This is a genomic window from Salinibacterium sp. SWN1162, from assembly GCF_015864675.1.
In the GTDB taxonomy this organism is placed as follows: domain Bacteria; phylum Actinomycetota; class Actinomycetes; order Actinomycetales; family Microbacteriaceae; genus Rhodoglobus.
Genome location: NZ_JADYWT010000001.1, coordinates 1,901,896 through 1,926,918 on the forward strand (window position 1 = coordinate 1,901,896; position 25,023 = coordinate 1,926,918).

Here is a 25,023-nt window from a genome sequence, read left to right on the forward strand (position 1 = left end):
TCAACCCGCCGACGACCTCGCCCACTAGTTGGGGCGGAAAATTCCGTTACTGGGAGCCGAGACATCGAACTCGCCAGCCTCATCCGGATCACGCGTGGAGATCAGGGCCTCGAGCAGAGCTGCCTTTCTCGCCGAGTCACTTGCGCTGCCCCAGACAACCCCTTGGCCGACTCCAGAGAGAACGAACGACACGTCGTCTTGCGTGGTCGCTGACACCGTTTCGACCCTCGCTCGAAGGTCGGTCGGTAAGGAGAGCAACACTTCAGTCACTGCAGCAAAGGCCGGACTCGAGGCATCCGCTCCCCCGACATCGATCAGAGGGACACCAGGAATTCGCTCGGCAGACTCTTGGATCGTGATGCCCGCCGGATCGACCAGTGTGAAAACTCCATTCACGGTGATCGAACCAATCGGCTCGCGTTCGACGATATGAACGAGCAGGGTGTCGGGAGGAACGATCTCCGTCACGTAGCTGCGAATGAGCGGAAAGACCGACAGTTCGGTTTTGATCGCGTCGAAGTCGAGCAACGCGAGCGGGGTGCCCTGCTGGGTTTCCACCGCTGCTTGGATCTGAGTGGGGTCAATGCGATTGGTGCCGTCGATGACCACCGTGCGCAGCGCCAAAATCGGTGAAAATACCGCAACGGCGATCAACCCGAGAAGCACAGCGACAAGCCCCGCCACAGACAGCAAAGTGTATTTGCGCGTACGTGCTCGGCGGGTGAACCGCCGCAACTCCGCCTTTTCAGCACGACGTCGATCGCGAGCGGCGCGACGCAATTGCTTCTTGGCCGCCGCCTCAGGACGCGGCGCAGTCTTGCCGGAGCGGGAACGATTGCGTTCCCGCGGGCTTCCCGCAGTTTTCGTCGTCACACTCGCGGCGTTCGACTCCTGTGACGCGGTTGGTCCTGTGACCTTCGACGCCGACTGCGAAACGCCTTTCGACCCTGGCGATTTGCGTCGCAGCGTGGGCCGCACCGGAGCGTCAGCACTCCCGCCAGCGCTCGACGCCGTTGGTGCGCGCTTACGCCGGGGTTTGGCCGACGCGGGGTCGGGCTGCTGAGCCGCCTTGTCGAACCCCTCAGGCCTCTTCACTCGGCACCTGATCCGCACCCGACGCGGGCGCTTCAGCAGCATCCGCACGGTGATCGATTGCGGCGATGAGCTGCGGGATGATGCGGTAGACATCGCCACAACTCAGCGTCATAACGATGTCGCCCTCGCGCGCGATCTCAGCGACCCGTTCGGCAGCGGATGACCAGTCCGGCTCAAAGTCAACACGCGATGAATCGACAAAACGCGACGATACGAGCTCGCCCGTGACGCCGGGAATGGGATCTTCGCGTGCACCAAAAACATCGAGGACGACGGTGTGGTCGGCCAGTCGCTCGTACACCTCAGCGAACTCGGATGCCATGTCTCGCGTGCGACTAAACAAGTGCGGCTGGTGAACGGCAATCACCCGGCCGGCACCGACCACACTGCGGGCACCGCTGAGAGCAGCCTCGACCTCGGTGGGGTGATGAGCGTAATCGTCGTACACGCTGACTCCGTCGACTACAGCATGCAACTCAAAACGACGCTGCGTACCCGCGAACAGAGAGACTGCGTCGATTGCTGCGCCAAGTTCGTGACCGAGCCCGACGAGCACAGCGATAGCCCCCGTGGCATTGATGGCGTTGTGGCGTCCAGGAACGGCCAACTGGACACGCTCTTCACGACCGTCGACCACGATTGTGAAAGCAACGGGACCCAGCGACGTAATCGAGTGGATACGAACGGTGGCATCCGCTGCTTCGCCAAAGGTCACGATGTTGTGGTGGTCGAGACGCTGAGTCACTCGGACGGCGCCAGCGTCGTCACTCGATACCACTACAGCTTCTGTAGCCTTCGCGGCGAATTCGACAAAGGCATCGTCGAAAGCTTCGTGTGAGCCGTAGTGATCGAGATGATCGGCATCGACGTTGGTGATCAGAGCGATTGCTGTCGAGTACAGCAAGAATGAGCCATCAGATTCATCCGCCTCCACGACGAAAAGGTCGTCAGAGCCGGAGCCTGAACTTGTTCCCAGACCTTGAATGATTCCGCCATTGACGAAGCTAGGCGATGCACCGAGCTCGCGAAGCCCCGTGATGATCATTCCGGTGGAGGTCGTCTTACCATGAGCACCAGCAACCGCGATGAGGCGGTCGGAACCCACAAGCCAGGCAAGCGCTTGGGAGCGGTGCAGAACGGGGATCCCCCGCTCGACGGCGGCGACATACTCAGGGTTGTCGGGCCACAGCGCGCCGGTGTAGACGAGAGCATCGGCGTCGCCAAGGTTGGCCGCGTCGTGCCCGATAGTGATCGTCGCTCCAGCCGCACGCAGGGACTCAACGTTCGCGTTCGCTGCCCGGTCAGAACCAGTGACTGTCATACCGGCATCCAGAAACATGCGGGCAATACCGCTCATTCCGGAGCCGCCGACGCCAACGAAGTGCGCCGAACGGAGTGGGCCGGGCAGGGGCATAGACAAATCGGGGAAGATCATGATGTCAATGGTAGAGCGCGGCCGAGGGCGAGATCGACGAGTTCGAGCATTCGGTCCGTTCCGTCGAGTGAACCTACCGTCGATGCCCGGGCGGCCATATCCGCGATCAAAGCACGGCGACGCAGCATAGGAACGAGTTCAGACCCGACCCACTGCGGAAGGAACTCCGAGTCGTCAACGAGGATGGCGGCGCCCGCATCTACGGCTGTGCGCGCGTTGTACTTCTGCTCGCCGTTGCCGACGGGGTAAGGAACATAGATTGCCGGGATGCCCAGGCCCGTGAGCTCCGCCACCGTCGAGGTTCCTGCGCGTGCGATTGCCAGGTCCGCAGCCGCGAGAGCCAGTTCCATCCGGTCGCAATATTTGACGACCACATACCCGGCGAGTTGCGGATCGTCTACGGTATCCCGGTACTCTCCTGTGATGTGGAGTACTTGCCACCCGGCCCCCACAATGCGGGTAATCGAAGACGAGATGGTGTCGTTGATGCGCTTAGCGCCCGAGGATCCTCCGGTCACGAGCAGCGTTGGCTTCTCAGGATCGAGTCCGAAGAACGGGTCGGCTTCCGAACGCGCCGCGAAACGATTGAGGGTTTCAATTTCTGCTCGCAGAGGCATGCCTACAACGACGCCCCCGCGAATCGGAGTCCGGTCAAAGGCGGTGCCGACGAAGGGCGTGAAGAAGGAACCAAGCCGGTTAGCGATTCCTGGACGGCTATTTGCTTCGTGAATGACGAGTGGAATTTTCGCCTTACGCGCGCCCAAATACGCCGGCGCAGCGACATAACCGCCGAAACCAACGACGACATCTACCTCACGATCAGCGATGATCGCAACGACCTCGTCAATCGCCGAACGCAAGCGGGCCGGAAACTTCAGCGCAGCCCGATTCGGTCGTCGAGGAAAAGGGAGCTTCGCGATCGTGAGCAATTCGAAACCACGTTCAGGCACCAATCGCGCCTCGAGCCCCTCCTCGGTGCCCAAAACCAGAATCTCGGCCTCCGGCTCGCGCACCCGAATGCGTTCGGCGACGGCGAGCAAGGGATTGACGTGGCCGGCGGTTCCGCCGCCCGCCAGTAGATACGTGGTCATCGACGTCCTTGTGCTCGATTTGCGGCCAGCATGCGTGATCGGTCAGCGGGCGATTGCACCGGAGCCGGTTGTGATGGCGCGGCTTGTGCTGCAGCCTTCGGCCGGGTGGAGGTTGCGCCGGGGCGCGGTGGAGTAGATCCATTCTTTTCTGCGCGGGCAAAGGAAAGAACGATGCCAATGGCGAGCAGCGTGGCAATGAGCGCAGAACCACCGGTCGAAATCAGCGGCAGCGGCACTCCAAGAACGGGGAGCACCCCCAACACGACAGCGATGTTTACGAAGGCTTGGCCGACAACCCAGACCATGACTCCGGCTGTAGCGATGCGCACGAAGCTGTCATTGGTAGAACGAATAATTCGCACGAAAGCAACGGTGAGCGTGACGAACAGCAATAACACGACCACTGCGCCGATAAGGCCGAGTTCTTCTCCGATAATCGCATAGACGTAGTCGCTATCGGCGTGGGGCAGCCAGCCACGTTTAGCGACCGAGTTGCCAAGGCCACGGCCGAAGAGGCCGCCACCAGCGAGAGCCCAATACGCGTGCTCGATTTGCCAACACGTGTCCTGATAGTCGAGTTCGGTGCACCCGTTGAGCCATACGCCGATGCGCGACGTTCGAGAACCGCTGGTGGTCGCAAACATGATGGCGCCCAGAGCTACAGCAACGACGCCGATGGTGAGAAAACGCAGTCGAACGCCCGCAAAGAAAAGACACGAGAAGACAATGAGCAACATGATGGACGCGGTGCCGAGGTCGTTTCCAATCAGCACCAATCCGATCGCAGCACCGGCCACTGGCGCGACAGGGAGCAGAACTTGCTTCCAATCGCCCAGCTGATCTTGCTTGGTCGACAGCACCCACGCCACCCACACGATGACGGCGACTTTGACGAACTCTGACGGTTGGGCACTAAACGTACCGATTTGAATCCAGTTCTGGTTGCCTCCGTAGGCCAAACCGATACCGGGAACGAATACGAGAAGTTGCAGTACGGCGCCGAGGATCAGCCCAGGAAGCGCCCAGCGTTTCCAGAATCGCACGGGAGCGCGCGAGGCGAGCAGCATGAGCGGTATACCGATGAACGCGAACGCGGTCTGACGGAGAAAGCTTCCAAAAAATCCTTGGTCGGCAGCATACGATTCGACCGAGGACGACGAAAGCACCATGACCAGGCCGAAGATGACGAGAAAGAGAGTTGTTCCCAGCAGCAAGAAGAAATCGCTTGACTGCGCTGAGAAAATTTTCTTGACCGGTACGCGCGCGGCTATCGGCTGTGACGACTTGCCCGAGGGTGTCGACGAAGCCTGAGGCCGAGTCTGAGAATCTGAGCTAGTCGGCCGCGGGGACCGTTGCGGTCGTTGAGGAGGCGCCATCGTCGTTTCCTCCTACTCGTTCGAGCACAGCTGCCGCAAACTTTTCTCCACGGTCGGAATAGCTTCTGAACTGATCCATGGATGCCGCTGCCGGCGCTAACAAGACCGTGTCACCCTCGGTGGCGATCCCGTGCGCCATCTCAACAGCTCGTGGCATCACGTGTTCAGTGTCAGTCGACTCGACCTCGAAGAGCGGAATCTCGGGCGCGTGTCGCTCGAATGCGGCCCGGATTGCCAGCCTGTCGCTGCCGATCACGATCGCAGCCTTCAACCGATTGGCATGCTTGGCGATGAGCGGCGCAACATCGACCCCTTTGAGAAGCCCACCGAGAATCCAGACGACGGGGTCTGCTGCCGAGAGCGACGCGCTTGCCGCGTGTGAGTTCGTCGCTTTAGAGTCATTGACCCAGGTCACGCCTCCACTGACAACGACGATTTGGTTGCGGTGGGCATCGAGCTCAAAGCTCGCGACACCCGCGCGCAACGCTTCGATGCTGACACCGGCCGCGCGCACGAGCGCACTTGCTGCCAGAATATTCGCGACCATGTGGGGCGCGCCGAAATTACGCTGCTGCAATTCGTGAAGGGTAAACAGCTCAAGTGCCGTGTTGTGGCGGTCGTCACCAAATGCACGATCGGCCAAGATATCGCTCACGATGCCAAAATCGCTGCGACCTGGGGTATCGAGCCCGAAACCGATTGCCCGACATCCTTCAACAACATCGGCATTCTCGACCATAGTTTGAGTCGCTGGCACCGCACGGTTGTAGACAGCGGCGACTTTGGTATTCGCGTAAACCGTGGCTTTCGCTTCGGCGTATGCCTCGCGTGAACCGTGCCAGTCGAGGTGATCGTCAGCCAAATTTAGGCACACGCTAGCGAGTGGCGAAATCGCGCCGCCACCCATCCGCGGCATGCCGTGCAATTGAAAACTTGACAGTTCCACGACGAGAAAATCGAAGCCATCGGGGTAGCGGATCGCATCAAGCACGGGAACACCGATGTTGCCGACGGCTCCCGCTCGGAATCCGGCCGTTGTCAGAATATGGGCGGTCAGTTGCGCCGTGGTGGTTTTGCCGTTGGTACCGGTGATGGCGATCCATTCAGCGGGCGTGCCCGTTTTATCCCGCAAGCGCCAAGCAAGTTCGATCTCTGTCCACATGGCGATGTCGTTCTCACGGCACCACAGCAACAAGGGATGATCGAGCGGATATCCCGGTGACACGATGACGACGTCGGGGGCATGAGCGGTCAGTGCCGCGACTTGGTCCTCAGCGGTGCCGCCGAGAGCGAGTGCCGCCCCAATAACCTCGGCCATCTCGATTCGGTTGTCGGATGCCGCATCCGCGATCACCAACACATCAGCTTTCAATTCAGTGAGGGTATCTGCCGCCGAAAAGCCGGTTGCGCCGAGACCGAGCACAGCGATGCTGAGCTCGCTCCACGCCCCGTTCCAACTGGTGAATGAAGTGAGGTCACGCACAGCTACTGGTTAATCCATTCGAGATAGAAGGTTCCGACGCCGGCCGCGACGAATAGTGCCGCGATCAGCCAGAAGCGCACGACGACCGTGACTTCGGCCCAGCCTTTGAGTTCAAAATGATGATGCAGCGGGCTCATCAGGAAGATACGTTTACCGCCCGTGATCTTGAAGTAGGCGCGTTGCAGGATCACCGAACCGGTGACGATGAGGAAGAGACCGCCGATCAGCACGAGAAGCAGTTCCGTGCGGCTCATGATGGCCAGGGCCGCAATAGCGCCACCAAGGCCGAGGGAGCCGGTGTCTCCCATGAAGACCTGAGCCGGGGAAGTGTTCCACCAGAGGAACCCGATGAGGGCACCCGCGATGGCCGCAGCGATGATGGCGAGGTCTAGCGGATCGCGCACGTCGTAGCACTTGTAGAGGACCTCACGGTCGATGCTCAAGTTGCTGCACGACTGGTTGTTTTGCCAGAAACCAATCACGATGTACGAGGCAATGGCGAAGATGGCCGATCCGGTCGCAAGCCCGTCGAGGCCGTCTGCGACATTCACACCATTCGACGTGCTCACGATAATCAGAGTGACCCAAATGGCGAACAGAATCGCACCGATGACGACACCGAAAGTCGCCAGGTCGAGCCAAGGAATGTCGCGGATGCCCGAAATCATGGATGACGCCGGAGTCAGACCGCCGGGATCGGGGAAGTTGAGAGCTAGAGCGGCGAATCCGGCAGCCACGATTACCTGACCGGCAACTTTCGACCACCCGCCGAGCCCGAGACTGCGCTGTTTACGCGTCTTCATGAAGTCGTCGATGAAGCCGATGACGCCGAGGCCCACCATGAGGTAGATCACAAGGATGCCAGACAGAGTCACCGGTTCGCTGGCCACCCAGTGCCCGACGAAATATCCCATCGTCGCGCCCAAAATAAAGACGATTCCGCCCATTGTGGGCGTGCCCCGTTTGGTGTGGTGGCTTTCAGGGCCGTCGTCGCGAATGAACTGGCCCCATTTCAAGCGCACGAAGAGCTTGATGAAGAGCGGAGTAAGAAAAAGCGTAAATACGAGAGAGAAGGCTGCGGCGATCAGTAGTGCGATCATGCGGAGACCCCGGCAATCCGATCGCCAAGAATTCTCAAGCCGGCAGAGTTGGATGACTTCACTAGAACCACATCTCCCTCTCGTAATTCGTCACGAAGCACAGCGTATGCCTCCTCGATGCTATCGACGAGTACCGACTCTCCATCCCACGAACCTTCAAGGCCTGCCGCATTGTGGATGTGGCGAGCGGCGTGCCCCACAACGATTAGCTTCTGCACGTTCAGTCGAACGATCAAGCGACCGATTCGATCGTGTTCTTCGTTAGCGTAGTCACCCAGCTCGGCGATCTCGCCGAGAACGGCAACAGACCGATTATGGGGACCGACGATCTGAACGAGGGTCTTGAGCGCAGCGGCCATCGAATCGGGGCTCGCATTGTAGGCATCGTTGATGACCGTGATGCCGCCGGGAGCCTCAAGAAGTTCCATGCGCCAACGTTCGGCACGATCGATGGATTCCAGTGCCGCTACAGATTCGCTCGGGGCGATTCCGAGAGCGCGGGCGGCGGTAATCGCCGCTAGGGCGTTTGTAACGTGATGCTCGCCCAAGATGCGCAACTGCACGGGAATAACGGACCCTTCCACGTGAAGATCGAAGGCCGTTCCTTTCGCCGTAGCTTGAATGTCGTCAGCCCATACCTCGGCCGAGGAGTCGAGCCCGAAGAACGCAACCGTCGCCTGCGTTTGCTGCGCCATAGCCTTCACGCGACCATCGTCACTGTTGAGTACTGCGGTCGCCGTGGCAGGAAGGCTCGTCACCATCTCGGACTTTGCGCGCGCCGTAGTGGCAGCATCACCAAATTTACCGATGTGAGCGAGACCGACCATCAGAACGATGCCCACGTCGGGCATGACGACCGACTGCAAGCGAGCGATGTCTCCGATGCCATCGGCTCCCATCTCCACCACCAAGTACCGAGTGGATGCGGTCACGCCAAGCATGGAGATCGGAGCACCGACATCGTTATTAAACGACCCTTGAGGCGCCACGGTTTCGCCCGCGCGTTCCAGGATGGTGCGCAGCATGTTCTTCGTGGTTGTTTTACCGTTTGATCCCGTGACTGCAACCACTTTTAGCTCGCCCGCACTGCGAACCTGATCCACAACAGCCCGTGCCAGGCCTTGAAGCGCTTCGACTCCGTTGCTCACGATGATCTGGGGAACCTCGAGCTCCAGCGGTCGCTCTGCAATGACAAGTGCGGCACCGTTCTCAACGGCCTTCGCCGCGAAAAGATGCCCATCGGTGCTCTCGCCACGAAGCGCGAAGAAGATGGACCCGGGGGTGTTCAGTCGTGAATCAGTTTGCACGCTGCTGGCGGGGAGCCGCCGTTGAGCATCGCTACCGTCGCGCAACTCTCCGCCGACGGCGGTGGCAATTTCGGCAAGACTCAGTTCGATCACGTGGGGTGCTCCAGGGTTGATTAACGCGGGGAAACTCACCAACGCAGCGGTAGATCCGGTCCTGACGTGCTTGAGGGGGTGACACGGTAGGTGGTGAGCGTTTGGGCCATAATGTCGCGGAACGTCGAGGCGATGGCGCCGGAATATATGCTATCTGGGATACCAGCAGTCGCGATCACAATGTACTCAGGGTCATCGGCCGGTGCCAAGCCCGCGTAGGAGATTACGACGTTATCGCCGTAAGCGCCGTTCTCAGCAACCTGCGCCGTACCGCTCTTAACCGCCACACGGTAACCCGGAATCTCAAGGTTCGGTGCGGAGCCGCTGGAGCTGTAAACCATCTCCATCATCTCAAGAGTCTGCTCAGCGGCGGCCTCAGAAATTACTCGCGTTCCCTCGGTAGAGGGCGTATCGGTGACCGTGCCATCTGGCCATTCGCAACCTTCGACGAGCACGGGCGGGAGTCGGACTCCCCCGTTACCCAACGCCTGGTAGGAACTTGCCATCTGAATGGATGTCGTCGTCAGCCCCTGGCCGAACTGCACCGCATAGTTCGTGCGAGCATCCCACTCATCGGCGTCGTACAGCGTTCCGGACGACTCTCCATTGAATCCAATACCGGTCTTTTGCCCGAAGCCAAACTTTTCAAGGTAGTCATGACGCGACGCGGCATCCAGAAGATCGGTGTATTGAGCGATCGCCGTGTTAGATGACTCTACGAGCGCCCCGGCCAAAGTAAGACGCTGGTCTTCGTGATAGAACGAATCACTAATCGTTCCGCCACCGTTGGTCAATTCAAGGGCATAGGGCGAGACGACCTGGGTGCGCTGGTTGGCAACACCGGCATCGATGAGGGATGCCGCGGTCAAGGCCTTCACTGTCGAGCCGGGTTCGTAAGGCGTACTGAAGGCGCGCGATCCGAGGGCGTCACGGTCTGCAAGGTTCACATCGTTGGGGTCGACGGTAGGCCAGTCACTCACGGCCAGCAGGTGGGCGTCGCTGACGCGCATGACCACGCCCGTGGCCCATGTCGCCCCGAGGGACTCAGCGGTCTGCGCCATACGCTGCTGCACATAGAACTGGAGGTCTCGATCGATCGAGAGAGAAAGCGTGCCACCGTCTTGAGGTTCCAGCGTTTCAACAGCACTGCCCGGAAGCGCGACTCCATCTTCGCCGCGTGCGTAGCTGGCTTCGACGTCGGTGCCGGCCAAGCACTCGTCTGACGTCAGTTCGACTCCCGCCTGCGGCCCATCTGTACCAATGAAGCCAACGAGGTTTCCCGCGATCTCACCGTTGGGATAGCTTCGTTCCGGGTTGAGTTCGTAGTACAACCACGAAATCCCTAGATCCTCCACGGCTTGATACTGCTCGAGAGTGATGCTCTTCGCGAGGTACTCGAAATCCGACTCTGGGTTCTCCAGAATCATCGTGAGCATCTCGTCGGGGTCTCCCCCAATGATGTCCGTGATCTGCTTTAGGTCGTCCAAGACGACGACTGACGCGTTTTCTCGCAGCAAAGTGACACGAGGTGAGATGACGATATCGAATCGTTCAACGCTGTCGGCGAGCACTGCACCTCGCGTGTCGACAATATCGCCGCGCGTTCCGTACGCGACGCTTGTGAGAGTGCGCTTCGTGTCGGCCTCGGCGTTCAGGGCTTCTGCCTGGACCACTTGAAGGTCGACAAGACGAACCATAAAAACAACAGTCAAGACCGCGATTGTAAGAACGACAAAGGACACTCGAGCGCGAGTTGAGCGGGCTTTCATCGGTCCTCCCCCAGAGGGTTCACCTCAATCATCGCGTGACAGGGGCGGGAATCGTGTTATTGGACGGCTCTGGCGCGGCGGGTTCAGTGGGCGCTACCTCGGCCGTTGCCGCAGCAGTTCCTGCAGCGGCGGCACCGGTAGCAGCCCCAACGACTGCCGTGCCCGCGGTTGCGGTCGTCGACGCAGTCGCCTCAGCGGCGGCAGCCTGCGCCGCTCCCGCTGACGCACTGGAAAGGAGCGTATTGCCCACGAGGCCGCAGGTTCCACCGCATCCGGTCGGATCAGCACTTCCCGGCAGACGGAAGACAGATCCATTTGCGATGTCAAGCGAGTACGGGGTGGCATTGGGAATCATTCCAAGCTCGGCGGCCTTCGACGCTAGATTCTGGGATGACGACTGCAACGAGAGCGATTCCAAGAGGCTCTGCTCAGTGCGGATGAGCACCTTCTGCTCGTACTGCAGAGCGTCGATCTGGTAAGCGCCTTGAGTGACCACAATGCTCAGCAACAGCTGAGCGGCCAAGATCACGAAAAAACTAGCAACCGTCACCACCGCATAGAGCATGCGCGGACGCGCCTTGCGCTGAGCCTTCGTCGTGACGATCTCGATGTGCGAGGGTCGGTCTGACGGACGGTGAAGTGGTTCTGGAAGTGCATAAGCGAGGTTAGTGCTCATGAGGTGACTCGCATTCGTTCTATCGCTCGCAGTCGCACGGGCTTTGCTCTCGGGTTAAGGTCTTGCTCCTCTTGGCTGGCTTGTTCGGAGCCGCGGACCAAGAGTTTGAGTTCTGCTTTGTGCTCAGGGAGCTCGACGGGCAATCCCGCCGGCGCCGTTGAGCGTGAGCGACGTTGCAATTCACGCTTCACGATTCGGTCTTCCAGCGATTGGTACGCCAGCACGACCATCCGCCCGCCAATGGCGAGCGAATCAACCGCCGCAGGAATCGCGCGCTCGAGAACCGAAAGTTCTTGGTTGACCTCGATACGGAGCGCTTGGAAAACTCGCTTTGCCGGATGGCCTGCACGCTGTGCAGCGGCCGGGGTTGCCGCAATGATCAGCTCGACCAATTGGGCGGATGTCGTCAAGGGCTGCTGCTCGCGGAACTGCACGATGCGGCTTGCGAATCTCGGCGCGAGTTTCTCATCGCCATACGCATAAAAAATCCGGCGAAGTTCGAGCTCGCTGTACGTAGCAAGGATGTGCTCCGCGGTGACCGGCGTCGAAGCATCCATTCGCATATCAAGCGGAGCGTCCTGAGAATAGGAGAACCCTCGCTCGACACGATCGAGCTGAAGGGACGAAACCCCGAGGTCGAAGAAAATGCCTTCAACCGACGAGATCCCCAGAGAGTCGAGCGCCTGCGGAATTTCGTCGTACACGGTATGAACAAAGTGAGTGCGGTTAGCGAAAGGCTCGAGCCGACGTCGAGCAATAGCCAGAGCGTCTTCGTCCCTGTCCACTCCCACGAGGGTGAGCTCGGGAAAACGTTGGAGGAACGCCTCTGCGTGACCGGCCATGCCGAGGGTTCCGTCAACAAGAACGGCGCCCGGGGCGTTTAGGGCTGGGGCGAGCAACTCAATCGAGCGCTCAAGGAGTACTGGGGTGTGGATGGTGTTGTCAGCCATGGCGTAGGGCCTAGTTCTTGGATGCTGATCCCCATCCGACTCGACCTGATATCGGGGAAGAAAATCAGGGCGTTCGGCTGGGAGTCAGCGTCGAAGAGCTAGAAGAGTCCCGGAATCACCTCCTCGGTGGTGTTGACGAAATCGGCCTCGGTGGCCTCGTAGTAGTTGTTCCAGGCTTCGGTGTCCCAGATCTCAGCGCGATTGCCCGCACCGATGACGGTGAGATCCCGCCCCAGTCCGGCGTACTCGCGTAGCCCGGCCGGAATCGTTACTCGGTGTTGCTTGTCTGGGGTTTCTTGATTGGCTCCAGAAAGAAACAGACGCAAGAAGTCACGACCTTGCTTGCTCGTGACCGGTGCCTTGCGAATCGCCTCATGCATCACTTCGAACTCGCGCTGGCTGAAGACGTACAGGCACCGCTCCTGGCCGCGAGTGACCACGACACCGGAGGCGAGTTCTTCACGAAACTTCGCCGGCAGGATGATGCGGCCCTTGTCGTCGAGCTTGGGAGCGTAGGTGCCTAGAAACACGGCGCCTCCCCTCAATCTCCGGCCCGGATTCTGGTTGCCTCCACTTTACTCCACTTTCAACCACATATCTAAGGTTTTCCACGTATCAGCGTCAAAGTTATCCACAGATGCCAGTAAATTAGCGGAATATTGGGGTGGAGGAAAATGGAGCAAAATTCCAAGAAATGGAGTGTTCTCCCCTGTTCAGGGCACAAAAAAAGGACCAGCCCGAAGGCTGGTCCTTGAAAGTGGAGTGGGTGGGAGTTTAGCCGCGGCCGTCCTGGCGGCGATCCCAGCGCTCGTTGAGGGTATCCATGAAGGACGCCCCACGTTTGGTCGAGTTACTCGAGGAAGCGGGTGCAGCGTCTGCGTCGAGGTCGGCATCACTCGAGCGTGACGGTGATACGAAGAGCAGCACGCCAACGAACATGACAACGAAGCCCAATACGCCCACGAGAGGCTGCTGAATGATGACGCCCGTGAGGAGCGCGATTATTCCAGCGACCGCAACAAGGACGCCGATAACCATCATTCGATAGTTGGGCTTACCTTTGCGAGGGTTAACTGCGCTGACGAAATCGGCATCGTTTTGATAGAGACTGCGCTCCATCTCATCGAGGGCCCGCTGCTCTTGCTCTGAAAGCGGCATTCCGTTCCCCTCTCTCTGGGATTTACGGCTAGGTCTCTATAGTACGCCCCCATTCACTAGGTAGGCTAGACGAGTGCCTGAGAGTAACCAGTTAGTTGACCTTGTCCAGCTGAAAATCGATGAGTTCCTGAGCGAGAAGCACAGCGAACTTGAAGCGATCGCCCCCGAGCTGACAGCCCTCACCGATGTGGGGAGCGCCCTCCTCGCCGGTGGCAAGCGCTTTCGTGCACTCTTTTGCTACTGGGGCTGGCAGTCAGTCGCGGGACTGACCTCACCCGAAGATCCGTTCGCTGACGACAGCGCGAGCCACGATCTCACCGGTGTGCTGCTCTCGGCTTCTGCACTTGAGTTGTTCCATGCCGCAGCGCTGGTTCACGACGACATCATGGACCGCTCGGATACTCGCCGCGGAGCACCCTCGGCCCACCGACGCTTCGAGACGATGCACGTAGAGGGCGGCTGGAGCGGTAGCGCTGAGGCCTACGGCGAAGCATCGGCCTTGTTGCTCGGCGACCTCTTGCTGGGCTGGAGCGATGAACTACTTGGTCGTGGACTCGGCACCCTCCCCCGACCTTCCGCCATCGCGGCCCGCAAAGAGTTCATGACGATGCGAACTGAGGTCATGGCAGGTCAGTTTCTCGACATCCACGACGAGAGCGCCTGGGCGAGCTACCCCGAATCAGAAGCACTCGACCGAGCCCAACGCGTACTCGTCTACAAGTCTGCAAAGTACAGCGTCGAAGCCCCCCTCGTGCTCGGGGCTAGCTTGGGCGCCGGCAGTGACGAGCAACTCGCATCGCTACGAGCCTTTGGGCTGCCGCTCGGCGTCGCATTCCAGTTGCGGGATGACGTTCTCGGAGTGTTCGGTGACCCTGAAGTTACGGGAAAGCCCGCCGGCGATGACCTTCGTGAGGGAAAGCGCACCGCGATTATCGCGATTGCGCGCCAAAACCTCTCGCGAAGCGCCAACGCGATCCTCGACGAGCTTCTCGGAGATCCCGACCTCAGCGACGAACAGGTCGGCATGCTCCGCTCGACCTTGCACGAGTCCGGCGCAATCGATCAAGTCGAAAAAGTCATCACTCGCAATTTGGAACGAGCCTGCGAAGCGATCGAGAGCGCGAACTTAGCGCCGACAGCGCGGGCGCAGCTTCTCGAACTGGCGAAAGCGGCGACCACGCGCACCTTCTAGCGCGTCGCGCTGAAGGCGCGTCGCGCTGAAGGCGCGTCGGCTTGGCCCGCGAGAACCAAGGGTCGCTAGGGAACGTCGCGCGCGCTAGAAGCCGAGCGCTTGAGCGACGCGACGCACTTCGGCCTTGCGTCCAGCTCTGAGGGCCTCGACCGGGGACACGCCTAAGCTCGGCTCGCTTGTGAGCAACCAATTCATCGACTCGTCTGACGAGAAGCCCGCGTCGGACAACACGACGACTGTTCCCCTCAGTTCGCGAAGGGGAGCTCCATCGACGATGAATACGTCGGGAACTTGCCAGACTCCATCGATCTTGCTGGCGAGTAGTGCGCCCTCTTCGATAAGGCGGCGCACTTGGCTCACCTTGAGACCGAGAAGCTCAGTGAGGTCAGGAACAGTAAGCCAGTGGGTGGAGGGTGATTCATTCACACGTTAAGACTGCCACGACATCAGCGTAAAACCTGACAGTTCGCACGGCTTCCGCAGAATATTCACTAGTGAACTCGAATAACACCAGTCACACCAGTCACTCCTGCCACATTGGTTGACACAAGACTGCTTCTGTGACAACTTGGGAGCGGTGATCTTCACGATCACAGAGACCTACTCGGGGCCGGGAGCAGGAAGAATTACATGACACATTTTATTACTGACGACATCGACAACGGTGCGTCGAACGTTTTTGCGGGGCTCGCTCCCGCACCATCGAAGCACAGCGACGATCGTGCTCGACGACTGACAAAGCAGCGTGCGCGTCTCCACCGCAGCGTCATGAACACGGTACCCGTGCTTCTCGTCGGCTCACTCGCTGCCGTGACATTCAATCTCACCGGTCCGGTCGAACCCGTCAATGCGAAGACCCCCAACGATCCGCGGTTGTCGACTGAACGTGCAAATAAGCCGAGCGCCGCCCTCGCCGCGCCGCGCGTCAGCGAAGCGCCGGCGACCGAAATTCAGCCTGCACCCGCCACCTACCGTGTCGCAGAAGGCGACACGGTGAGCGACATCGCCTCGAAATACGGGCTCTCAACCGCATCCGTTCTCGCTCTCAATGGGCTCAGCTGGTCGTCGATGATTTTTCCGGGCCAAGAACTGAAGCTCTCCAAAAACACGGCGGAGACGCTGCCCAGTGTCAACCAGGTCAAGACGACCAACGGCGAGTACACCATCGTTGCTGGCGACACGATAAGCGGGATCGCTCACAAGTTCGGTGTTTCTACGATTTCGGTCATGTCGGCAAATGGGCTTGGGTGGTCGAGCATTATCTACCCCGGCCAGACGATGATCATTCCCGGCAACCTCAGCTCACCTCTGCAAGAGACCGAAGCGTACGACTTCACTGCCGACGAACTCGACGCCGCTGAAGACCATCACGATGTTTCTCCTGATGAGATTGCCACGGGTGAAGCCGAGGCCAGCAGCTCTGACGAGTCGGCACCGCGACCCACGCCAGGCACTCCCTACGTCGTGGTGTCCGGCGATACGATCTCAGCGATCGCCTCGATCGCCGACATTTCGGCTGCAGCATTGCTGGAAGCTAATGGCATCGCTGACTCGGGAATGATCTTCATCGGCGACACTTTGACGATCCCTGCTCCGAGTTCGAGCGTCGCCAGCACCGGGGATACTGTCACGTACCTCGACTCTGAGATGCAAGCAAACGCTGACGTCATCATTCAGGTGGGCCGCGAGCTCGGTGTGTCGGACTACGGCATCGTCATTGCCCTCGCTACCGCGATGCAGGAGTCGAGTCTTCGAAACCTTGACTGGGGCGATCGCGACTCCGTCGGTCTCTTTCAGCAGCGCCCGAGTGCAGGATGGGGAACTGTGGCCGAGCTCACCGCGCCGGACCACGCTGCACGTCTCTTTTACGGGGGGCCAAGCAATCCCAACTCAGGAACTACTCGCGGATTGTTGGAAATCTCCGGCTGGCAGAACATGACGGTCACGCGCGCCGCACAGGCCGTACAGATCTCCGGACACCCGGATGCGTACGCAAAGTGGGAGAAATCAGCCCGCTTCTGGCTCGAACAGCTCGACTAACCTGTAGAACAGCCGTGTCTAGCGGTGCTGGGGAAGCTCAGAACTTTAGACTCTCAGAGTGAATGCGAACTCTACTGATCCGATGATCGGCCGTCTGCTCGACGGCCGCTATCAGATTCGTTCGCGGATCGCGCGTGGGGGCATGGCTACGGTCTACCTCGCCACCGACGAGCGCCTCCAGCGCAAGGTCGCGATAAAGGTGATGCACGGCCACCTTGCTGACGACAGCAAGTTCAAGGAACGTTTCGTTCAAGAAGCGCGATCCTCTGCTCGTCTTGCGCATCCGAACGTCGTCAACGTTTTCGACCAGGGCCAAGACAGCGACATGGCGTATCTCGTCATGGAGTACCTCCCCGGAATTACGCTGCGTGACCTTCTTGAGGAACACCGCATTCTTACTACCGAGCAAACGCTCGACATCATGGAGGCTGTGCTCGCAGGCCTCGCCGCTGCGCACAAAGCGGGCATCGTCCATCGCGACCTCAAGCCAGAGAACGTGCTGCTTGCCGACGACGGCCGCATTAAGATCGGCGACTTCGGCCTCGCACGCGCCGCTAGCGCCAACACGGCAACCGGCGCAGCACTACTGGGCACGATCGCCTATCTCTCCCCCGAACTCGTCACCCGCGGACTCGCCGACACCCGCAGCGACATCTATGCCATCGGCATCATGATGTACGAAATGCTCGTCGGTGAACAGCCCTTCAAGGGCGAACAGCCCATGCAGATCGCCTATCAGCACGCCAACGAGGTTGTGCCCAGCCCTAGCGCTGCCAACCACCTCGTGCCGGCCGAACTCGACGACCTCGTGCTCTGGGCAACTTCTCGCGAACCGGATGATCGCCCCAAAGACGCTCGCGTGCTGCTCGATCAGCTGTATCAAACGCACAGCTCGCTCATGACAGCGCTGCCGCCGACGGCATCGACCGCCGTGCAGCGCACCATGGTGCTGCCCAGCGCCCCTGCCAGCGAACCTCAGAACTCGACGGCTGATACTCAAGTGTTCGGAGCCGAGCTGCAGCAAGTCGCAGCCCCCGCGCCCACTCAGGTTTCAGAAAACACCACAACACTTTCTATTCGCGCCACGAAGAGAAAGAAACGTGGCTGGTGGCTGCTCGCGTTGATCGTGCTTCTCGTGGGTGGCGCTGCCGGTGCGGGGTGGTATTTCGGCGCCGGACCGGGATCGCAAGTGACAATCCCGGATAGCATTCAGAATTCCACCCCCGCCGAGGCTCGGGTCATACTCGAAGACCTCGGCCTTGAGGTCAGTGACGAACTGGGCGATGCCTACGACCCGGTGATCGCTGTCGACCTCGTGGCCAACAGCGATCCTGCAGTGGGAGCCATCGTCGCAAACGGTTCGCCTGTGCAACTTCTCATTTCGCAGGGGCCCCGCCCCCTGCCTGTGCCGGATTTCGCCGGCATGACGGAGGACGAAGCCCGCACCGCGATCAGCGAAGCACCGTTCACCTTCGTTGAGCCGGTCGTGAGACAGTTCGATAGCGAGATCGAAACCGGTGTGATTATCGATGTTCTCGGCGCCGATGGAGCCTCCATCCTGGGTGCAGAAAACTACGGTGAGCTTCAAGGGGTATCGCTGATCGTGTCGGCAGGTTCTCTGCCGGATGTGGCGTGCTCAAGCGTTGACAACGCCACGCAGACGCTCGCTGACCTCCAGCTCAACGTTGAACTGGGTATTGAAGTCTTCAGCGACTGCGACGAAGGCACCGTCGTGTCGATCGATTCCGAGAAGAACGACGAGGGCGAACCGCGCATTGTGCGCGAAGGAGATACCGTCACGCTGATCACCTCTCGCGGCCCCGACCTAGTTCAGGTGCCCGATGTGGCCGGCCAGACAATCAACTCAGCCGATGAGGAACTTCGCGGACTCGGTTTCGAGGTAACAGTGATCACGGACATTCCCAACACCGGCAATCTGTGGTCGAGCTTGCTCGCTCCAGTCTCGGGCACGGATCCAGAGGCTGGCGAGTCTCTCAAGCGTGGTTCCACTGTTACGATTTTCGGTCCACAGATTTAGCCCTAGGGGTTACCCGTGAGGATAAACCCGCCGGCCTAGCCGTCGAACGACAAAGCCCCCTATGTTGAGCGCCCGAAGGCGCACCGCATAGGGGGCTTGTTTCGTTAATGCTAGAAGGCGCGAAGCTCCTCAGCCACCAAGAACGCGAGTTCGAGAGACTGCATGTGGTTGAGTCGCGGGTCGCAGAGCGACTCGTAGCGAGTCGCGAGCGTTGCTTCGTCGATCTGCTCGGAGCCACCGAGGCACTCAGTGACGTCGTCACCGGTGAGCTCGATGTGGATGCCGCCGGGGTACGTTCCCGCAGCGCGGTGCGCCTCGAAGAATCCCTTGACCTCGTCGACGACGTCATCGAAACGACGAGTCTTGTAGCCGGTGGGCGTAGTGAGGCCGTTGCCGTGCATCGGGTCAGTGACCCAGAGAGGCGTGGCATCCATGCTCTTGATGGCCTCGAGCAGGGGCGGAAGTGCGTCGCGCACCTTGCCAGCACCCATGCGGGTGATGAAGGTGAGTCGGCCGGGCTCGCGCTCAGGGTCGAGCTTGTCGATGAGCTGCTTCATGGTCTCGGGGGTCGTGGTTGGACCGAGCTTGACGCCGATCGGGTTACGCAGTCGCGAGAAGTAATCGATGTGAGCGCCGTCGAGGTCGCGGGTGCGCTCCCCGATCCACAAGAAGTGAGCACTCGTGTTGTACGGTGTGCCGGTGCGTGAGTCGATGCGCGTCATGGGGCGCTCGTAGTCCATGAGCAAGCCTTCGTGGCTGGCGTAGAACTCGGTTCGCTTGAGCTCGTCGAAGTCAGCGCCTGCGGCCTCCATGAAGCGCACCGCCTTATCGATCTCTTTAGCGAGGCTCTCGTACTGGCGGTTCGCCGGGTTAGCCGCGAATCCCTTGTTCCAGGAGTGAACCTGGCGCAGATCAGCAAAACCGCCCTGCGTGAACGCCCGAATGAGGTTCAGCGTCGATGCTGCCGTGTGGTAGCCCTCAACCAAACGAGCGGGGTCTGCGGTGCGCGACTCCGGAGTGAAGTCAAAGCCGTTGACGATGTCGCCACGGTAGGCGGGCAACGTAACATCGCCGCGCGTCTCGGAGTCGCTCGAACGTGGCTTGGCGAACTGGCCGGCCATGCGCCCCATTTTGACGATGGGCTTCGATGCGCCATAGGTGAGAACGACAGCCATCTGCAAGATGGTCTTGACGCGATCGCTGATCTGCTGCGCCGTAGCGCCGGCAAACGTTTCGGCGCAGTCACCGCCCTGCAGCAAGAACGCGTCACCCTGAGCGGCGCGCGCGAGCCGTGTGCGGAGGCGATCTACTTCGCCGGCGAAGACGAGAGGCGGCAGTGAGGCAATCTTGCTGGATGCTTCGCCAACGGCGTCGGCATCCGGCCATTGCGGCTGCTGCTTGATGGGGAGAGTGCGCCAGTTGTCTAGGCCGGCAATCACGGCGGGATCAGCGAGCACGACTGGTTCTGACGGGTCGACCACGAGGATTTTCCTTCATACATTTACTACGAGAATGGCTGGGCTTGTGACCCTCTTAGAGCCTACGGCACCGCGGAGCGCTGAGCGTCACCGTTACACGCGCGTAAGGACGGTGTCGCACGTCGCCTTAACGGCGGAGGAGTTAGCGACGAGCTGCGCTGCGGTCCTTGACCGAGGTGGCATAAACGTCCACATACTCTTGCCCGCTGATGCGGTTGAGTTCATACATGATTTCGTCGGTGATCGAGCGAAGGATGAACCGATCGCCCTCCATGCCTTCGAAACGGCTGAAGTCGAGCGGTTCACCGAAAACAATGCCGATACGACCCATGCGAGGAATCTTGGTACCGATGGGCATGACCTTCTCGGTGTCGATCATCGCTACCGGGACAACCGGGACGTGACCCTCAAGAATCATGCGGGCAACGCCGGTGCGACCGCGATACATTTTGCCATCCGGGCTACGGGTGCCCTCGGGGTAGATGCCGAGCACCTCTCCGCGAGCGAGAACTGCAAGCCCGGTATTGAGTGACGCCTCGGATGCCTTACCGCCGGAACGGTCAATCGGCAGCATGCCGGTGCCATTGAAAAACGCGCGCGACAGGAAGCCTTTAACACCTTTGCCGGTGAAATAGTCGCTCTTGGCCAAGAAGAAAATACGGCGGTCCATTACGAGCGGCAAGAAAACCGAGTCGATGAAAGACAAGTGGTTGCTGGCCAAGATGACTCCGCCTTTACGCGGAATATTCTCCAAACCGGATACCCACGGACGGAAGACGGTCTTCAAGATGGGACCGGCAACCAGATTCTTCATAAACCAATAGAACATGGCACCTCTCTTTCGTCGTCGCGGGATTACCCACTCTACCGCCCGGTGGTCAGGTACCCCACAAAAGGGTGCAATTGTTCTCTCGCACCAATGCGCACGTGTTTTGTCGCTGACGATCTCGATAGAGTGGACGAGACCACCTAACCGGTGCCAAAGGAGTTGCCGTGAAACAGTTTGATGTACCAGCCCTCGTTAAGGCTGACCCGGAAGCAAACGCTACCGATCTCTTGATAGATCGCGTTGCGGCTACACCCAATAACGCGTTGTTCTCGCTCCCCACCGCCAACGGCGGCTGGAGCGACGTGACGTCGACAGAGTTTCTTACCCAAGTTAAAGCTCTTGCGAAGGGCTTAGTTGCCGCAGGCATCGAGCCCGGCGACAAAATCGGTCTTATGTGCAAGACCCGTTACGAGTGGACTCTGATTGACTTCGCAACCTGGTTTGCGGGAGCAGTGCTCGTACCAATCTACGAAACAAGTTCGCCAAGCCAGATCCTCTGGAACATCACGGATTCTGGCGCTACGGCGATGATCACCGAAACACCGGATCACTTCGCTCGCTTCGACGAAATTCGTGCCGATGTACCGGCGATCGCCAACGTCTGGCAGATCGATCTCGGTGACCTCGACAAGCTCGCAAAGTCGGGTTCAGCCGTAACCGACGAAGAAATTGAACGTCGTCGAAACCTCGCCAAGGGATCTGACCTCGCGACCCTGATCTACACCTCGGGAACGACCGGCAAGCCCAAGGGCTGCGTCATCACGCACTCGAACTTCGTTGAGTTGTGCCGCAACTCTCAGAAAGCGATCCCGGAGGTGGTGAACCCCGACTCGAGCACGCTGCTGTTCATCACGACAGCGCACATCTTCGCCCGCTTTATCTCGATCCTGTGCGTCCATGGTGGCGTGAAGGTCGGACACCAGCCTGACACCAAGCTCTTGCTGCCGTCGATGGCCTCGTTCAAGCCGACGTTCCTCTTGGCCGTGCCGCGTGTTTTCGAAAAGGTGTACAACTCCTCGGAGCAAAAGGCTGAAGCCGGCGGCAAAGGCAAGATCTTCCGCAAGGCCGCTGAGGTCGCGATTGCTCACTCCAAGGCGATGGATGCCGGCCACGTGCCGCTGGGCCTCAAGATTCAGTTCGCCGTCTTCGACCGCCTCGTGCTGTCGAAGATTCGCGCTGCCCTCGGCGGACGCGTCAAGTACGCCGTTTCGGGCTCTGCACCGCTCGGCCTTCGCCTCGGCCACTTCTACCGCAGTCTCGGTCTCACGATTCTTGAGGGCTACGGCCTCACCGAGACGACTGCTCCGATCTCGGTCAACAAGCCCTCGAACTTCAAGATCGGTAAGGTTGGTCCGCCGCTTCCCGGAGTATCCGTTCGCATCGCAGACGACGGAGAAATTCAAGCCAAGGGCGTGTGCGTCTTCGACGGCTACTGGAACAACCAGGCTGCCACCGACGAGGTCTTTGAAGACGGTTGGTTCAAGACCGGCGACATCGGACAGATCGACGAAGAGGGCTACCTCGAGATCACCGGTCGCAAGAAGGAGATTATCGTGACCGCCGGAGGCAAGAACGTCGCTCCGGCTGCCCTTGAGGACCCGATTCGCGCGAACCCGATCATCGGACAAGTCGTCGTCGTCGGGGAACAGCGCCCGTTTATCTCGGCGCTGGTGACTCTCGATGAAGAAATGCTTCCGACCTGGCTCGGCAACAACGGCCTCGACGCTACGTGGACCGTGGAGCAGGCAGCAGCGCACCCCGCGGTGCTCGCCGAAGTGCAAAAGGCGATCGACGTCGGAAACTCTCGAGTCTCCCGCGCCGAATCGATTCGCAAGTTCCATATTCTGGATGCTGACCTGACTGAGGCAAGCGGTCACTTGACCCCGAAACTCAGCATCAAGCGGAACGTCATCCTGGTGGACTTCGCCGACGTGATTGACGGGCTCTACTCGAACTCGCCGGCCACGGAGGGAATCTCGCTCAAGTAGCTGTCACAGCAGAAAACCCCCGTCACGCATGCGTGACGGGGGTTTTCTCGTGCGTACGCGCGGTCCGGGTGGAGACCACGACCTCAGGACCTGTTAATACCAGGGCGCCTTACGGATCTCGCGCATCGCTTCACGCTTCGTCTCAGCCTCTAGGCCCTCAATATAGAGGTGACCGTCGAGGTGATCTGTCTCGTGCTGAAGAGCCTGAGCCATGAGGCCATCGCCGCTGAGCTCGACAGGCTCCCCCGCTAGGTTCACGCCAGTGACCCGCGCAAACGGGTACCGACGGCGCAGAAAATAGAAACCGGGCACCGAGAGGCATCCCTCGTCTACCAACTCCGGTTCCCCCGACACTTCGGCGAGCACAGGGTTGATGATGTAGCCGATGTCTCCGTCGATGTTGTAGCTAAACGCCCGCAGGCCGACGCCGATCTGGTTGGCGGCCAGCCCCGCTCGCCCGGGAAGCTTCACCGTCTCGATGAGGTCGTCGACGAGGGCAGCGGCGCGCGGGTCACCGATCACAATCGGATCGCATGCCGAACGAAGGACGGGGTCGCCAAAAAGACGGATCTCACGAACAGCCATAACGTCAGTTGACCCGAACCGCGGGAAGGCCATCCATGACTACTGCCGCAAGCTCAGTGGCTGCCGCTTTGGTCAGCTTGTTGAGATCGCGATAGTGAACGACAGACCCGGTCGCCAAGCTGGGGTCGTAGGGAACACGCACGATTTCACGAACGCGCGATTTGAAGTGCGCCTCGATCTCCTCGAGCTTGACCAAGTTAGTGCCCTGAGTGGCGGTGTTGATCGCAACGACCGCGTTCTTGACGAGATCTTCATGACCATTCGACTCGAGCCAGGTGAGTGTTTCTGAGGCCAATCGAGCTTCGTCGACGCTGCCGCCCGAGACGATCACGATCGAGTCTGCACGCTGCAGGGTCGCTCGCATCACCGAGTGCACAATGCCGGTACCGCAGTCCGTGATCGCAACCGAGTAGAAACGCTCAGCCATATCGGCAACAACGTTGTAGTCATCTTCATCGAAGGCTTCGGATACGTGAGGGTCAGTGTCGGAGGCCAGCACATCGAGGCGAGTCTCGTCACGAGAAACGACAGTCTGGAACTCGCTGAACGTGTGCAGCGATTCGGCTCGCATAACGACGTCGCGCACTGTGGCGCGCGTCTGCTTGTCGATGCGCTCTGCCAGCGTGCCGCGGTCGGGGTTGGCGTCGATCGCGATGATGCGGTCTTCGCGAGTGTCGGCCAGCGCCATACCGAGCAGTGCGGTGATCGTGGTCTTGCCCACGCCGCCCTTCCGGGTGAGCACCGGCACGAATCGGGTACCGCCGACGAAAGTTTTAGTGACGCGAGCTTCGAGCGCCTTGCGCTCCCGCACGCGGTAGGAATCCCCCAGATTGACCATGTGGAAGGTTGCCGCGTAGACGAGTTCTTGCAAGAACCCCTCCGGTGCTGCCAGACGAGTTTTTCGCCCCGGATTGATCAATCGCTCGGCAGTCAGCATTGTGGCCGTCTCTGGCGTTGTGCGTACCTCGGTGCGTTGACGCCCCCGACGCGTCGACGGACGGTCTGCCGGGGGAAGCTCCGGAATGACAGCGGCTTCGGGCACCGACTCCGGCGGAATGGTCACCACAGACTCCGGCGCGAATGCGACGGTAGTCGTTGCCATCGCTGCAGGGTCGACGTGATGGGCTGTAACGGCGACATCATCGATTGCTACAGCGGCCTCGTGCGCCGGTGTTTCGCGAACGGCAACCGGCAATGACAGCGTGAAGGTCACGCTTTCAGAGCTCGGAGCCTGCTCAACAGTCGAGTCTTTCGTGTCGTGATCGGTCGACGAATCTTGTTCGTCGACGGACGACTGCACATCAGAGTCATTGCGCTTTGTAGTCACGTGTCGATCCCCT

The 25,023-nt window shown here is 60.0% G+C and carries 21 protein-coding genes; 4 read left to right on the top strand and 17 right to left on the bottom strand.

What is annotated here, in order from left to right; all coding sequences use genetic code 11:
- Nucleotides 1-24 precede the first annotated feature (24 nt).
- The 12 genes from I6E58_RS08995 to I6E58_RS09050 form a co-directional block, all read right to left on the bottom strand.
- Nucleotides 25-1,095, bottom strand: coding sequence for an FtsQ-type POTRA domain-containing protein (locus tag I6E58_RS08995; protein ID WP_307842055.1), 1,071 nt, complete (start codon nt 1,093-1,095; stop codon nt 25-27).
- Nucleotides 1,082-2,530, bottom strand: a complete 1,449-nt coding sequence (gene murC / locus I6E58_RS09000; protein ID WP_197132419.1) for a UDP-N-acetylmuramate--L-alanine ligase — start codon at nt 2,528-2,530, stop codon at nt 1,082-1,084. Before murC ends, I6E58_RS08995 begins: the two co-directional genes overlap by 14 nt.
- Entirely contained in the window at nt 2,527-3,621 is a 1,095-nt protein-coding gene (locus I6E58_RS09005) for a glycosyltransferase (protein WP_197132422.1), read from the bottom strand. The genes murC and I6E58_RS09005 overlap by 4 nt, the downstream gene beginning before the upstream one ends.
- A complete protein-coding gene (gene ftsW / locus I6E58_RS09010; protein ID WP_231595191.1) occupies nt 3,618-4,835 on the bottom strand; it encodes a putative lipid II flippase FtsW in 1,218 nt (405 codons plus the stop codon). Before ftsW ends, I6E58_RS09005 begins: the two co-directional genes overlap by 4 nt.
- A gap of 118 nt (nt 4,836-4,953) precedes the next feature.
- Entirely contained in the window at nt 4,954-6,480 is a 1,527-nt protein-coding gene (murD, locus tag I6E58_RS09015) for a UDP-N-acetylmuramoyl-L-alanine--D-glutamate ligase (RefSeq protein WP_197132428.1), read from the bottom strand.
- Between the two features lie 2 nt (nt 6,481-6,482).
- Nucleotides 6,483-7,580, bottom strand: a complete 1,098-nt coding sequence (gene mraY / locus I6E58_RS09020) for a phospho-N-acetylmuramoyl-pentapeptide-transferase (protein WP_129071307.1) — start codon at nt 7,578-7,580, stop codon at nt 6,483-6,485.
- Nucleotides 7,577-8,980: a UDP-N-acetylmuramoyl-tripeptide--D-alanyl-D-alanine ligase gene (gene murF / locus I6E58_RS09025; protein WP_197132431.1), complete on the bottom strand. Its 1,404-nt coding sequence runs from the start codon at nt 8,978-8,980 to the stop codon at nt 7,577-7,579. The genes mraY and murF overlap by 4 nt, the downstream gene beginning before the upstream one ends.
- A 35-nt stretch (nt 8,981-9,015) precedes the next feature.
- Complete coding sequence (locus I6E58_RS09030) at nt 9,016-10,692, bottom strand: penicillin-binding protein 2 (RefSeq protein WP_231595192.1); 1,677 nt, start codon at nt 10,690-10,692, stop codon at nt 9,016-9,018.
- Between the two features lie 85 nt (nt 10,693-10,777).
- Complete coding sequence (locus I6E58_RS09035; RefSeq protein WP_197132437.1) at nt 10,778-11,425, bottom strand: hypothetical protein; 648 nt, start codon at nt 11,423-11,425, stop codon at nt 10,778-10,780.
- Nucleotides 11,422-12,375, bottom strand: coding sequence for a 16S rRNA (cytosine(1402)-N(4))-methyltransferase RsmH (gene rsmH, locus I6E58_RS09040; RefSeq protein WP_197132440.1), 954 nt, complete (start codon nt 12,373-12,375; stop codon nt 11,422-11,424). Before rsmH ends, I6E58_RS09035 begins: the two co-directional genes overlap by 4 nt.
- Before the next feature lie 98 nt (nt 12,376-12,473).
- Entirely contained in the window at nt 12,474-12,905 is a 432-nt protein-coding gene (mraZ, locus tag I6E58_RS09045; protein WP_129071303.1) for a division/cell wall cluster transcriptional repressor MraZ, read from the bottom strand.
- Nucleotides 12,906-13,149: 244 nt separating this feature from the next.
- Complete coding sequence (locus I6E58_RS09050) at nt 13,150-13,533, bottom strand: DUF3040 domain-containing protein (RefSeq protein ID WP_197132442.1); 384 nt, start codon at nt 13,531-13,533, stop codon at nt 13,150-13,152.
- Between the two features lie 73 nt (nt 13,534-13,606).
- Between I6E58_RS09050 and I6E58_RS09055 the strand changes: the two genes are divergently transcribed.
- Nucleotides 13,607-14,725 (top strand): polyprenyl synthetase family protein, encoded by a 1,119-nt coding sequence (locus tag I6E58_RS09055; protein ID WP_197132444.1) that lies wholly within the window; start codon nt 13,607-13,609, stop codon nt 14,723-14,725.
- A gap of 84 nt (nt 14,726-14,809) precedes the next feature.
- On the opposite strand, the gene I6E58_RS09060 is transcribed toward I6E58_RS09055, so the two are convergent.
- Nucleotides 14,810-15,151: an Rv2175c family DNA-binding protein gene (locus tag I6E58_RS09060; protein ID WP_197132446.1), complete on the bottom strand. Its 342-nt coding sequence runs from the start codon at nt 15,149-15,151 to the stop codon at nt 14,810-14,812.
- 204 nt (nt 15,152-15,355) lie between these two features.
- Here I6E58_RS09060 and I6E58_RS09065 point away from each other — a divergent pair, with 204 nt between their 5' ends.
- Together I6E58_RS09065 and pknB are read left to right on the top strand one after the other, a co-directional pair.
- A complete protein-coding gene (locus I6E58_RS09065) occupies nt 15,356-16,765 on the top strand; it encodes a LysM peptidoglycan-binding domain-containing protein (RefSeq protein WP_197132448.1) in 1,410 nt (469 codons plus the stop codon).
- A gap of 58 nt (nt 16,766-16,823) precedes the next feature.
- On the top strand, nt 16,824-18,803 hold the full coding sequence (gene pknB, locus I6E58_RS09070) for a Stk1 family PASTA domain-containing Ser/Thr kinase (protein ID WP_197132450.1): 1,980 nt from the start codon (nt 16,824-16,826) through the stop codon (nt 18,801-18,803).
- Between the two features lie 110 nt (nt 18,804-18,913).
- On the opposite strand, the gene I6E58_RS09075 is transcribed toward pknB, so the two are convergent.
- Together I6E58_RS09075 and I6E58_RS09080 are read right to left on the bottom strand one after the other, a co-directional pair.
- Nucleotides 18,914-20,284, bottom strand: a complete 1,371-nt coding sequence (locus tag I6E58_RS09075; RefSeq protein ID WP_100389100.1) for a class II 3-deoxy-7-phosphoheptulonate synthase — start codon at nt 20,282-20,284, stop codon at nt 18,914-18,916.
- 139 nt (nt 20,285-20,423) lie between these two features.
- Nucleotides 20,424-21,110, bottom strand: coding sequence for a 1-acyl-sn-glycerol-3-phosphate acyltransferase (locus tag I6E58_RS09080; RefSeq protein WP_197132452.1), 687 nt, complete (start codon nt 21,108-21,110; stop codon nt 20,424-20,426).
- Nucleotides 21,111-21,274: 164 nt separating this feature from the next.
- On the opposite strand from I6E58_RS09080, the gene I6E58_RS09085 reads away from it, so the two are divergent.
- On the top strand, nt 21,275-23,098 hold the full coding sequence (locus I6E58_RS09085) for a long-chain fatty acid--CoA ligase (RefSeq protein ID WP_129071296.1): 1,824 nt from the start codon (nt 21,275-21,277) through the stop codon (nt 23,096-23,098).
- 93 nt (nt 23,099-23,191) lie between these two features.
- Here the strand turns inward: I6E58_RS09085 and I6E58_RS09090 are convergent, their stop codons facing one another.
- Nucleotides 23,192-23,683: a peptide deformylase gene (locus I6E58_RS09090; RefSeq protein ID WP_197132454.1), complete on the bottom strand. Its 492-nt coding sequence runs from the start codon at nt 23,681-23,683 to the stop codon at nt 23,192-23,194.
- A 4-nt stretch (nt 23,684-23,687) separates the two neighbouring features.
- The gene (locus tag I6E58_RS09095) at nt 23,688-25,010 is read right to left on the bottom strand and encodes a MinD/ParA family protein (protein ID WP_307842058.1); all 1,323 of its coding nucleotides are present in this window, start codon (nt 25,008-25,010) and stop codon (nt 23,688-23,690) included.
- Nucleotides 25,011-25,023 lie beyond the last annotated feature (13 nt).